General features: G+C 35.0%; 10 protein-coding genes. 8 read left to right on the top strand and 2 right to left on the bottom strand.

The annotated features are described in order from the left end of the window. Window positions 1–171: 171 nt before the first annotated feature. Window positions 172–1,077 carry a nuclease-related domain-containing protein gene (locus CD30_RS14015; RefSeq protein ID WP_036178093.1) on the bottom strand — a complete coding sequence of 302 codons (906 nt, stop codon included), beginning with the start codon at window positions 1,075–1,077 and terminating at the stop codon, window positions 172–174. Window positions 1,078–1,353: 276 nt separating this feature from the next. Here CD30_RS14015 and CD30_RS14010 point away from each other — a divergent pair, with 276 nt between their 5' ends. The 8 genes from CD30_RS14010 (at window position 1,354) to CD30_RS13975 (ending at window position 11,772) form a co-directional block, all read left to right on the top strand. Next, a complete protein-coding gene (locus CD30_RS14010; RefSeq protein ID WP_036178091.1) occupies window positions 1,354–2,049 on the top strand; it encodes a response regulator transcription factor in 696 nt (231 codons plus the stop codon). A 146-nt stretch (window positions 2,050–2,195) separates the two neighbouring features. After that, entirely contained in the window at window positions 2,196–4,409 is a 2,214-nt protein-coding gene (locus tag CD30_RS14005; protein ID WP_036178089.1) for a sensor histidine kinase, read from the top strand. A gap of 233 nt (window positions 4,410–4,642) precedes the next feature. Further along, window positions 4,643–5,470, top strand: coding sequence for an undecaprenyl-diphosphate phosphatase (locus CD30_RS14000; protein WP_036178087.1), 828 nt, complete (start codon window positions 4,643–4,645; stop codon window positions 5,468–5,470). Between the two features lie 154 nt (window positions 5,471–5,624). After that, window positions 5,625–6,926 carry a globin-coupled sensor protein gene (locus CD30_RS13995; RefSeq protein WP_036178085.1) on the top strand — a complete coding sequence of 434 codons (1,302 nt, stop codon included), beginning with the start codon at window positions 5,625–5,627 and terminating at the stop codon, window positions 6,924–6,926. 450 nt (window positions 6,927–7,376) lie between these two features. Further along, complete coding sequence (locus CD30_RS13990) at window positions 7,377–8,858, top strand: aldehyde dehydrogenase family protein (protein ID WP_036178083.1); 1,482 nt, start codon at window positions 7,377–7,379, stop codon at window positions 8,856–8,858. A gap of 19 nt (window positions 8,859–8,877) precedes the next feature. After that, window positions 8,878–10,047: a saccharopine dehydrogenase family protein gene (locus CD30_RS13985; RefSeq protein ID WP_036178081.1), complete on the top strand. Its 1,170-nt coding sequence runs from the start codon at window positions 8,878–8,880 to the stop codon at window positions 10,045–10,047. Window positions 10,048–10,059: 12 nt separating this feature from the next. After that, window positions 10,060–11,253: an acyl-CoA dehydrogenase family protein gene (locus CD30_RS13980; RefSeq protein WP_036178079.1), complete on the top strand. Its 1,194-nt coding sequence runs from the start codon at window positions 10,060–10,062 to the stop codon at window positions 11,251–11,253. Between the two features lie 306 nt (window positions 11,254–11,559). After that, complete coding sequence (locus CD30_RS13975) at window positions 11,560–11,772, top strand: hypothetical protein (protein ID WP_036178077.1); 213 nt, start codon at window positions 11,560–11,562, stop codon at window positions 11,770–11,772. Between the two features lie 149 nt (window positions 11,773–11,921). Here CD30_RS13975 and CD30_RS13970 read toward each other — a convergent pair whose 3' ends face one another. Further along, window positions 11,922–12,422 (bottom strand): hypothetical protein, encoded by a 501-nt coding sequence (locus CD30_RS13970; protein ID WP_036178074.1) that lies wholly within the window; start codon window positions 12,420–12,422, stop codon window positions 11,922–11,924. Between the last annotated feature and the right edge of the window lie 50 nt (window positions 12,423–12,472).

Here is a 12,472-nt window from a genome sequence, read left to right as displayed (position 1 = left end):
CGGCTTCGGAACAAGAGAAATGTCCTCGAAACCGTGTCTCGGGGACAAACCACAGCTTCGGAGCCGGAGAAATGTCTTCGAAATCACGTCTCGAGGACAAAACGCGGCTGCAGAGCAACCAAAATGTCTTCGGCAGATTCCCTCTACAAAAACAGAAATCTAAAAAAATATTTATTCGTAATAGATCCAGCGATTATTGCCTTGCATATTTAAGTGATTGTCTAAAATCCTCTTAATCCTCTTCTTTGATTCCACAATACAACACCAATTATGAATTACATTCGTTGTAATTTTCTTATCTGGGAAAAGCATCCTAAATTCATCTACACTTCTTTTTACTGCCTGAGCTACTGTTTCAGAATGTCCACATTCCGCACAGATACAACTTCGACCATTAACAGTAACCATAAATGAACTGCATGATGCACATTTAATTCCTTTACGGAGTTGGTCATATTCGTAGTTTGGAAGATTTGTATATTTAGAATTCTTAATATGTAAGGACACCAATTTTTCAGCTAGCCTTTTATGTTTATCATTCAATTTTGAAGAGTTAAATCTAAGTTGTTGTAAATGTCTTTTAATCTGTGTTGGGAAAATAAAAGGTTTGTTAAGTGGTGCTTGATATAAGGTGAATTCAGGATTAATAAAAATAACGTATCCCTCAACTGCCATTGAAAATCCGAGACTTTGAATGAATTGTCTAAGAAGGGTTTCAGTTCTACTTAATTGGTTTAATGGATTTGTAATTTCAGTTTTAGGCTTTTTATAAATTTTTTCTGATTCGTAGTAAAAATCACCTTCGTAATTTTTCACTTCGTAAAAGTACGCTTTGTTCAAACCGATCATAAGAGAATCGATTTGGAAAGTAGTTTTATTAAATGATAAAAGTAAATCATTTAATATCAAGTATTCTTCTGCAAGATCTTCTGTTAGAGAATCAAAAATCAACTCCCCCTCATAACCTTTCGTTAGATTAAGATAATATAACTTGTCTTGGTCAGATAAATTCATTCGTTTACTTAAAGAATCCAGAATGAGTAACTCTTCTGACTTAGCTCGTGCCTTAAAATACATCCATACATCAACATCCTTTACTACTATTTCTCCAATAATATTTACTCTTTATATCGGCAGGATTTGATAAATTTTACAATTTATACTAGAATATGGATGTTTAAGCTCTTTCCCTCCTACCTCCCTTCGTAGAAAAAAGAGCTTCAAACGGACTAAGCTTGTATAATGAACATACAGCAAGATTTTCTTAAGAAATTCTTCATAATTACAATAACCGAAAATTAAGATTCGAACTTTAGTATAGATTTATAAGAAAAAAGTTGTGAGGTGAGACGGATGGAGAAGTTAACTGTACTTGTAACGGACGATGACAAGGACATCCGTGATGGAATCGAGATTTACTTAAAAAACGATGGGTACAATGTTTTAAAGGCAGCCGATGGAATAGAGGCACTCGAACAATTAGAAAAAAATGAAGTCCATTTAATCATTTTAGATATTATGATGCCGAATATGGACGGAATTACAGCAACATTTAAAATTCGAGCAGAGCGGAACATTCCAATAATCATGCTTAGTGCAAAGGCGGAGGATACGGATAAAATTCACGGCTTATCTGTAGGAGCGGATGACTACATCACAAAGCCTTTCCATCCTCTTGAACTACTAGCTAGGGTAAAGTCTCAGCTTAGACGGTATGTTGAGCTTGGCACATTTAATGGACAACCTTCGACAACGATTGATGTGAATGGGTTATCCTTAGACATTGAAGCGAAAGAAGTAAAACTAGACGGTGAACCGATTAAATTAACGCCTATCGAGTATAAAATTACGGAGTTACTTTTAAAGAACGCAGGCCGTGTATTTTCAATTAATGAGATCTATGAGCTCGTTTGGAATGAAGAAGCCTATAATGCTGAAAATGTAGTAGCGGTGCATATTCGAAAAATTCGAGAAAAAATTGAAGCAGACCCCAAAAATCCACGATATCTGAAGGTTGTATGGGGAATTGGTTATAAAATTGAAAAATAAGATTGAGATTTCAATCCCGCTGCTTTCTTTGGTCATATCTATTAGTGCACTAATTTTTATCAGCATTTACACATTCCATTTCGTAAATGAACGTTTCAAAATAGCATTACAAATGCTAAGTAAATTATTTTGAGGAGGAAGAACAAATGAAAAATAAGGGTAAATTACTCCTCACACTTTTTCTTATTACATGGGTTGTATTCGCCTTCACTACTTTCTCTAATTTCGGACATAAGTATATTGGACAATCCTATTTTAAATCTGAAGAATTTATATACCAGGTTGAAAATTATAAGGCACAGTTAGGGAGGTATGTTTTAAATCCCTTCGATGCAAATCAAGCAAAAGAAAATATTAGCGTAACGGATACTGAAATAAATGATTATCGAAATTACTATGGTTCATTATCTGAACAAATCGAAAGTATTCAAGCCCAATACCGTGAGCGGATTCATCTTGCAGAATCTGAAAACAATGCGACATTAAAAAATCAACTAATCTTAGAACGTGATCAAAAGATAGAAGATATAACTAAAAACTTTAATAGCGATGAATATGTCGAAGAGAAAATTCGAGCAAAAAAAGCACAATCGATTGATTATTATGCTGAGCAGGAAGAGAAACAACGAAAAGAATTTTTAAATAATGAATATAAATCTTTTGCTTATCGTTTTACAAATATCGAAACAGGTGAAACATTCGATTCAAATACAAATAAAGAGAATATTTTATTTGAAGAAAGTTTTGGGAAACAAAAACCAAATTTCATCGTTGATAGTAGTGTAGAAATAAATACTTATGATGGTAATTTTGCACTTCCGGAAGAAATTGCAAATTTTACAGCAAAGGGAGAAGTGGCTCAATATGAAGGGGCGATTTATTTCCCTAGTAATTTGTTAGCTAATTCAAGCTTCCAATATGAGTATTTATCATTTAAAACATCGAAATATATTTTGTACTTTATTTGGACTACAGGATTATTAGCAGTCGTTGCACTATTTACTGTGGCAAGACCATCATTACTACAATTTGCGAATTTCAGTGAAATAGAAAAAATATTCTCCAAATGGCCAGTTGATGTTCGATTCGTATTAGTTTGTATTTCAGCAATGATTTCCCTAGGGTTAATGGATAACGTCGGAAGTTTTATTCAATACAATTCGATCTATTATTCACGGAGAATTATAACTGAAATAGTAGAAGTAGCAGCTTATATGTCCTTCATGTTTATTTTTGCATCTGCAGCTATATTAGGAGCGATATGGATATGGAGAAAAATATCGAATCCAGAAGGTTTTAGAAGAGAGCTTAAAAATTCATTTACTTATTTAATGATGGATGATGTCAGGGATTTATTTTTAAATCGTTCTATAGCTTTTCAATCTTTATTTGTTTTAGGTGTAGCATTCTTTGCGGGAGTGGGCATTGTAGGTGCAATGTTGCAAACGGAATTAGCCGTCATCTACCTACTTTTGTTTGTTTTTGTTGCTTTACCTTCAGTTTTCTTATTCCTTCGACGGATGGGCTATTTGAATAAAATTATCAAACATACGGAGAGTATGGCTGAAGGACGTCTAACATCGGATATAAAAGTTAAAGGGAAGTCTATTCTTGCAAAACACGCTGCAAACTTAAATAGTCTACGCGAAGGCGTAAAAAAATCAATGACAGAGCAGGCCAAAAGTGAACGTCTCAAAACTGAACTGATTACAAATGTTAGCCATGACTTGAGAACACCGTTAACATCGATTATCACCTATACGGACTTATTAAAAAATCCAGAAATAACAGATGAAGAAAGACAACAATACATTCAAGTATTAGATCAAAAATCAGCACGACTAAGAACATTAATCGAAGACTTATTTGAAGTATCAAAAATGGCGAGCGGAAATATTGAAATTACAAAACAGCGAATCGATCTAACACAGTTTTTCCAGCAAGCACTAGGCGAGCATGAAGAATCCTTCCAACAAGCTGGCCTAGAATTAAAGATTTCAAAACCAGAGCAGCCACTATTTGCTTATGTCGATGGACAAAAGATGTGGCGAGTGTTGGATAATTTAGTAGTCAATGCCCAAAAATATTCATTAAAAGGAACAAGAGTATATGTATCCTTAAAGCAGGTTGGTAATCAAGCTGAGTTTGTAGTGAAAAATATTTCCAATTATGAGTTAGGTGATAATGTAGAAGAGTTAACCGAACGTTTTAAACGTGCAGATGCTTCTCGTCACACAGATGGCACAGGCTTAGGCCTTGCAATCGCGCAGTCAATTGTAGATTTGCATAATGGAAGAATGAAAATAGAAGTAGATGGCGATATGTTTAAAGTAATCGTGTTAATTCCAATCGAATTCTAAATAAATTTGGGCACCAATATTAAAATTTGGTGCCTTTCTTTCCATTTTGTAAAAGTAATAGAAATGAAAATGATAAATTAAGATGTGCATGGTATACTTGAACAGGAATAAAAGCTTAATTTAGCAAGGTTAAGTATGAGATCTGCAAGACCAACATATTGTATGAATTAAGCGAAGATAAAAAAGTTGATATTTGTTAAAAAATTAATAATTGTATGGGAGAATATGTTTTTATGGAATTATTCGATCTTATAAAAGCCGTCATTCTTGGATTTGTTGAAGGGATGACAGAATTTGCACCTGTTTCATCAACGGGACATATGATCATTGTGGATGAAATGTGGTTAAAAACGGTGGAATTTTTAGAGCAAGGTTCTGCAAATACGTTTAAAATCGTGATTCAACTTGGGTCGATTTTAGCGGTTGTTGTTGTTATGTGGAAGCGCATGTTAAGTTTAGTAGGACTTTATAAAATTCCTGGACAAACAAGCTCAAGGAAATTTAATTTAGGACATGTATTGGTAGGAATTATTCCAGCAGGTGTTCTTGGTGTGTTATTTGAGGACTTTATTGATGAGAAATTATTTTTCACATCGACAGTTATTGTTGGTTTAATTATCGGAGCAATTTTAATGATTATAGCAGATAAATTCGGCCCAAGAAGACCAAGAGTCACATCTTTAGATGATTTATCTTACGGTTCAGCATTTAAAATTGGGATTATTCAATGTTTATCATTATGGCCTGGTTTTTCTCGTTCGGGAGCAACAATTTCCGGGGGGGTACTACTTGGACTAGACCATAAAACAGCTTCTGATTTTACATTTATTATGGCAGTGCCGATTATGGCAGGTGCTAGTGGCTTATCTTTAGTGAAAAATTGGGATCAAATCAATTTTGATCATCTGTCCTTCTATATAATAGGTTTTGTAAGTGCATTTGTTTTTGCGTTAATTTCAATTAAATTTTTCTTAAAATTAATTTCTCGTGTAAAGTTAGTGCCATTTGCAATTTACAGAATCGTATTAGCGGCAATTTTAATCGTCGTATTATATTTATAATAATAGTAAAAAAGTCCCTTTCTTTTAAGAAGGGGACTTTTTTACTTTCTTTAACTGATGAAATAGTAACAAAAAGTACAAATCTGAAAATTCAAAGTTATTGTAAAATGGTAAATGAGGAACATTTATGAATTAATTAACTAGGGAGGATAGTATGCTATTTAAAACAAAAGAACGAGCTAAAACGTATTCAAAGATTTCATTTAACGAAAGGTTTTCAAATGTAGGGATTTTTCTAAATGACGATGAACGATTATTACAATTGAAATTGATTGAGTTAACAGAGGAAGACTTACAAGTTGCACGAGGATTAAAACCTTACATTGAAGCTCGTGTGAACGAACTTGCAGATGTGTTTTATGGAACCATTGGGAATGTAAAAATGTTTCGTGAGATGATTGATACGTATAGTTCGACAAGTCGTTTACATAAAACATTGACTAACCATGTAATAGAAATGTTTGAAGGTAGGATAGATCGTACATATTTAGAAAACCGCAGTAAAATTTCCAACATGCACGTTAAAATAGGTCTAGCAACGAAGTGGTATTTAGCAGCCTTTCAGCAGTTAACTAGTTCTATATATAATATTATTTTTGATTTGAATTTACACCCTGAAGAAACGAGAAAAGCAATTAATGCAATAAGTAAAATAACAAACTTTGAGCAACAGATTGTTCTTGAAGAATATGAACAGATGGCTGAGAGTGTTTCATCTGAAAAGCGAGAAAAGGTGAAACTTGATGTTAAACAAACTATTGGGAGTATCTCAAAAAACCTTGATGAACAATCGCAAAGAACAAATGAAGCAGTAATAGAACTCATTGCGAGTACAAAAAGTGTAAATGAATTGTTACAGCATAGTATTCAAGATGCTCAAAAAACAAAATCTGCTTCCAATGAAGGGTATAAACAAATCGTAGTGCTTAGTGAACAAACAAAAGAGATAAATAATAAAACAATAGATATGACAAAGATGGTCCAGGCATTAAACCAGTCATCATCAGAAATTCAAGCTGTTGTTGAAATTGTTAAAAATATTGCGGGACAGACGAATTTACTTGCACTAAACTCTGCTATTGAAGCAGCAAGGGCAGGGGAACATGGAAAAGGGTTTGCGGTTGTGGCAGAGGAAGTTCGAAAATTAGCAGATCAAACAAAGCAATCTGTTGAGCAAATTGCCACTTTAATTGGTGTATCAAGTCAGGTAACAGGACAAGTAATTGAATCAATTCATCAAATTCAAAAATTAGTTCAAGACGGGTTAGTTCAAAATGAAAAATCATTGAACTCCTTTGAAAACATATCGAAAACGGTTGATTCTACAATATCTGAATTTGAAAATGTCGGAATTCAAATTGAAGAATTGTCAAATATTGTGGAGAAAATTGGAGAATCATCAGAGAGTCTAGAAATCGCAGCATCTCAACTTGAGCAAACCATCGAAACATTTTAAATAGAATAGATTTGTTCAAAAGCAGTCTCAGGGGGGAGGCGGCTTTTTTATTTTTTAGCCCTAAATATCTAATGATGGATCTTTAGATGCTTGATGATGGAGATTGAAGGTGACTAATGCCTTTTCAAAAACTAGATTTTTAGTGAAAGTCGGCAATATAGTTTAACGGAGTATTTCTTTAGTGCAAAAGGACTGAGACAAACTAGTTAATGAAGCGCCTATTAAAAGCATACATTTATTTATCATGATTTTATTTTCTTATTAAATAATCAGAAGTAATATGTTGGAAGGCTTCAAAGCTAAGTGAAAGGCTTACTCTAAAATATTGAAAAAGTTATGAAATAAATAATATTATTCGGTTGATATGCGCTAGAGAAAAAGGGTTTTAAACAGAAAATGTCGAATGTTTAAACAATATATTTGAAAATTCGATTAAATGAGGAGGGTGTTATGAGGATAAAAAATTATATTGGTGGTAAATGGATTGATTCTGAACAGCTACAGCAAGTTCCTATTGTTAACCCTGCTAATGGAACGGTGCTAGGGGAGGTACCACTGTCAACAAAGGCAGAAGTAGAAATGGCTGTCTCAGCAGCGAAAGAAGCACAGAAAAAATGGGCGCTTATCCCTGCTCCGAAACGTGCGGACTATTTATATGAAATTGGTTATAAACTAAGAGAAAAGAAAGAACATCTTGCTCAAGTTTTAACAAGTGAGATGGGGAAAGTAATTGAAGAAGCACGCGGAGAAGTTCAAGAAGGAATTGATATGGCATTTTATATGGCTGGTGAAGGAAGACGTTTGTTTGGGGAAACAACACCTTCTGAATTGGCAGACAAATTCGCCATGAGTGTAAGAAGCCCAATTGGTGTGGTTGGTTTAATTACTCCTTGGAATTTCCCGATTGCTATCGCTACATGGAAATCCTTCCCTGCCATTGTTGCGGGTAACACATTTGTTTGGAAGCCTTCTATTGAAACACCTTTAATGGCATATGAGTTAGGAAAGATTTTCGAAGAGGTTGGCTTACCAGATGGGGTTGCCAATATTGTTTTCGGATCAGGTTCTACTGTAGGGACAGCGATGATTGAACATCCCGATATAAAAGTCATTTCCTTTACAGGGTCTAATGCAACGGGCAGTAAAGTAGCTGAACTAGGCGGTAGACATTTGAAAAAGGTCTCTCTGGAAATGGGAGGAAAAAATGCTGTTATTGTAATGGACGATGCTAATTTATCACTTGCGGTCGATGGAATTGTTTGGAGTGCTTTTGGGACAGCGGGACAAAGATGTACAGCCTGCAGCCGAGTCATTGTACACAAAGATATAAAACAAGAGCTAGAAGAAATGTTAGTTGAAGCGATAAGTCAACTAACTGTTGGTGATGGTCTGGATCCAGCTATTAAAGTAGGGCCGGTCATTAATCGTAAGGCATTAGAAAAAATCAATTATTACGTTCAAATTGGGAAGCAGGAGGGTGCAAAATTACTTGCGGGGGGCAAGATATTATCAGCACCGCCATTCGAAAAAGGCTTCTACTTTGAGCCGACGATTTTTACAGATGTAAAAAATGACATGATGATTGCACAGGAAGAGATATTTGGACCCGTGATTAGCATTATAGAGGTATGCAGTTTAGAAGAAGCGATTGAAGTGAACAATAGCGTGAAATTTGGGCTTTCAAGCTCTATATTCTCTCAAGATATTAATAAAATATTCAAAGCACAAAGAGATTTAGATACGGGGATTGTTTATGTAAACGCAGGAACAACAGGTGCTGAAATTCATTTACCATTTGGGGGAACAAAAGGAACAGGTAATGGGCATCGAGATTCTGGTCAAGCGGCTTTAGATGTTTTTACAGAATGGAAGAGCATTTATGTAGATTATAGTGGCAAGCTACAAAGAGCCCAAATAGATACAGAAAATTAAAGAAAAGGGGATGTATGATATGAAGGTTGTAGTGTTAGGCGCCGGTCTTATGGGGAAAGAAGTAGCGCGTGATTTAGTAGCAAGTGATAAAGTAGAAAAAGTATTTTTAGCTGATCTAGATTTAACAATAGCTCAGGATTTTGCTAATCAATTAAATTCAGCAAAAATTGAAGTACTCGAGTTAAATGCAGAACGTGATGATGAATTACGAGCATGCATTGCTAAAGGAGACGTATGTATTAACGCCCTATTCTATGAGTTTAATGAAAGAGTTGCTCGTGCAGCCATCGATATTGGGGTACATTCTGTAGATTTAGGTGGTCACATTGGAGATGTAACAGAAAACGTCTTAGCATTAAACGAAAAAGCAAAAGAAAAGAATGTAACGATTATTCCAGATTTAGGTGTTGCACCAGGAATGATTAATATACTAGCGGGTTACGGAGCTTCCAAATTAAATGAAGTAGACTCTATTAAACTATATGTTGGAGGCATCCCAACAAAGCCGGAACCTCCACTAAATTATACGAGAGTATTTTCACTAGAAGGTGTGATTGATCATTACACAGAACCTTCTAAAGTAATACAAGGTGGTAATTTAAAAGAAGTTAAATCCTTAACAGGAATTGAACCAGTATACTTCGACCAATTTGGTGTGTTAGAGGCATTTTACACTTCAGGAGGCATTTCAACATTATATAAAACCTTCCCAAATGTTAAAACACTTGAGTACAAAACTGTACGTTATAAAGGGCACGCTGAAAAATTCCAATTGCTCGTAGATCTTGGTTTCTTTGCTAAAGACAATGTAGTTGAAGTGAATGGAACAGAAGTGAATGTAAGAGATGTTGTACGTGAAGCGTTAAAGAAAAAATTAAATCTTGGCGACAAACAAGATGCAGTATTACTACGTGCAATCATTTCAGGTGAGAAAAATGGAGAACAAGTAACATACGAATATGAAACAACAATTATCCGTAAAGATGAGGATGATATGACAGCGATGGCCCGTGCAACTGCATGTACAATTGCATCTGTAGCGGTCATGATTGGTTCGGGGGTAATTACAAAACATGGTGTGCTACCACCGGAAACGGTTGTGCCAGGTAAAGAATATATCGAAAAAATGGCGAAACGTGGCGTTATGATAAAAGAAACAAAACACCGTTCTTCAATCGTGAAATGGTAGGGTGGTACAAATATGAACTTTGACTTTACGGAAGAGCAACAGTTACTCCGAAAAACAGTCCGTCAATTTGTTGATTCAGAGATTATGCCATTTATATCGAAGTGGGACACAGATGGTAGCTTTGATCCTGCTATTTGGAAAAGGCTTGCACAGCTTGGGCTCATGGGTGTTTGCATTCCTGAGAAATACGGTGGTGCAGGAATGGACTACAATAGTTTAGCGATAGTTTGTGAGGAGCTAGAGAGAGGCGATACAGCTTTTCGGACAGCGGTATCAGTTCATACTGGTTTAAATAGTATGACGCTCTTACAATGGGGAACGGAAGCACAAAAGCAAAAATATTTAATGCCACAAGCAAAGGGCGAAAAAATTGGCGCATTTGGTTTAACAGAGCCTGGAGCGGGATCTGATGTCGCAAGCATGGCTTCCTTTGCAAAACGTGAAGGGGATGTATATATACTAAATGGGCAAAAAACTTGGATCTCCTTATGCGATGTTGCAGATCATTTTATTGTATTTGCTTATACAGATAAATCGAAAAAGCACCATGGAATTACAGCCTTTATAGTAGAGCGAACGATGCCTGGTTTTTCGTCGAAAGCTATTAAAGGGAAATATGGAATTCGCGCAGGAAATACAGGTGAATTATTTTTTGAAGATGTGCGTATCCCTGTAGAAAATAGGCTAGGTGAAGAGGGCGAAGGATTTAAAATCGCCATGTCTGCTCTTGATAATGGACGCTTTACGGTTGCAGCGGGTGCAGTTGGTTTAATTTCCGCATGCTTAGAAGCAAGCGTCAAGTATTGTAAAGAGCGAATGACCTTTGGTAAATATATTGGAGAGCATCAATTAGTAGGTCAAATGATTGCTAAGATGGAAGCCGGTTATCAAATGAGTCGTTTATTAGTCTATCGTGTAGGTGAATTGAAAAATCAAGGCGTACGCAATACTAGAGAAACCTCGCTAGCAAAATGGCAGGCATGTGATTTTGCGAATAAAGCTGCGGATGATGCTGTGCAAATCCATGGAGCCTATGGATACTCCGATGAATATCCTGTTGCAAGATACTTACGCAATTCAAAGGCACCTGTAATCTATGAAGGGACACGAGAAATTCATACAATTATGCAAGCGGATTATGTATTAGGTAGAAGAGTTGATAAACCATTAAATAAAATGTTACCTAAATGGCCATTTGAAGAATAAGAGAACTGGCGCGTGAAGATGAACTATATTCTTCACGCTTTTTTATCGTAGATTTAATATTTAATAAGTCGAAAAGTGCGACTAAATAGAGGCTTGTTCATATGTAATTGTTTTTTTTCATATCCAAGGTTATGCCGATGAAAATGAACAACTAAAAGTGATACTCCAAAACGAGCGTACCTCTACTAAAGCGAAAATAGATGAACTCACACGCCAACACCAAGAAAACCAATCCTCTATTGCCATTTTGGAGGGACAGCTTTGATGTCCTCACAGAATCCCACAAACATGATTTAGAACGATTAAGTGAATGAAATAGACGTAGAATTACAGAGAGCTCTTTTACAAGCCGAGAGAGAGCATCAAAATGCCCTTAGCACCGTAAATAATCAAGCCAATGAGAAAATACAAAGTCTCTATGAAACCATTGAAAAGCAACGTCAAACGTTCGATCAAAAAAATGAAGAATTACAACAGCAGTTAACGACGGAAAGAGCGAAGAATAACAAATCGACATAACTTTCAAAGAATGGTTAAAGGGTTATAATTCTTTTGGCACTCTTTAAAATATAAAACGACTATCCTACAAAGTAAGGTAGTCGTTTTTAATAACTGGGATCTTTCTGTTCATAATAGGTGGACGATTTTCGTATTAAACAGTTATTATATTATTTTAAAAATACTATTGTTTCACCTATATTATATGTTTTACTTTTTTCTTCACCATTCATTTTCCAAGAAATGCTAACTGTTCCTTTACGTAGCAAATTTTCAATATCTTCATCTATTACTTCTCCAGTATATATTATCATTTCATTATGATGTTCGTATTGTCTTTTATCTGGTTCTTCAAGTTCCCAATATTCCCCTGTCCAATAAATTTCTTTACCCAATAATTCACTAATAGAATTAGAAGTTTCGATTTTTACATCTTCGATTTTATCTGAATGCATAACTCTTATGGAGAAAACTAGTTGCTTGAAATTTTCTTGTTCAGGGTATTTAACATTTTCTAAACCACCTATTTGTTTGTAGGTTTCATCATCTACTTGCGAAATTTCCGTACGAACAACAATTGTTGGATTGAATTGATAATATGTATAGAAACTAATAGCTATAATTCCAATTAAAAGTAGCAACACCGATGATATTATTACTTTTTTCTTCATCTATTTATCTCCACTTTTTTATATTTGATAAAAAAATAACTTAACTTTGA

It is taken from the genome of Ureibacillus massiliensis 4400831 = CIP 108448 = CCUG 49529 (genome assembly GCF_000772965.1).
Lineage (GTDB): Bacteria > Bacillota > Bacilli > Bacillales_A > Planococcaceae > Ureibacillus > Ureibacillus massiliensis.
Note: the sequence above shows the minus strand (reverse complement) of the source record. Positions and strands in the feature narration are given on the sequence as shown.

What these genes read in the sequence shown, in the direction of transcription:
- CD30_RS13970 (WP_036178074.1), bottom strand. Translation starts at nt 12,422, where the DNA reads ATGAAGAAAAAAGTAATAATATCATCGGTGTTGCTACTTTTAATTGGA.
- CD30_RS13990 (WP_036178083.1), top strand. Translation starts at nt 7,377, where the DNA reads ATGAGGATAAAAAATTATATTGGTGGTAAATGGATTGATTCTGAACAG.
- CD30_RS14000 (WP_036178087.1), top strand. Translation starts at nt 4,643, where the DNA reads ATGGAATTATTCGATCTTATAAAAGCCGTCATTCTTGGATTTGTTGAA.
- CD30_RS14005 (WP_036178089.1), top strand. Translation starts at nt 2,196, where the DNA reads ATGAAAAATAAGGGTAAATTACTCCTCACACTTTTTCTTATTACATGG.
- CD30_RS13985 (WP_036178081.1), top strand. Translation starts at nt 8,878, where the DNA reads ATGAAGGTTGTAGTGTTAGGCGCCGGTCTTATGGGGAAAGAAGTAGCG.
- CD30_RS13980 (WP_036178079.1), top strand. Translation starts at nt 10,060, where the DNA reads ATGAACTTTGACTTTACGGAAGAGCAACAGTTACTCCGAAAAACAGTC.
- CD30_RS14010 (WP_036178091.1), top strand. Translation starts at nt 1,354, where the DNA reads ATGGAGAAGTTAACTGTACTTGTAACGGACGATGACAAGGACATCCGT.
- CD30_RS14015 (WP_036178093.1), bottom strand. Translation starts at nt 1,077, where the DNA reads ATGTATTTTAAGGCACGAGCTAAGTCAGAAGAGTTACTCATTCTGGAT.
- CD30_RS13995 (WP_036178085.1), top strand. Translation starts at nt 5,625, where the DNA reads ATGCTATTTAAAACAAAAGAACGAGCTAAAACGTATTCAAAGATTTCA.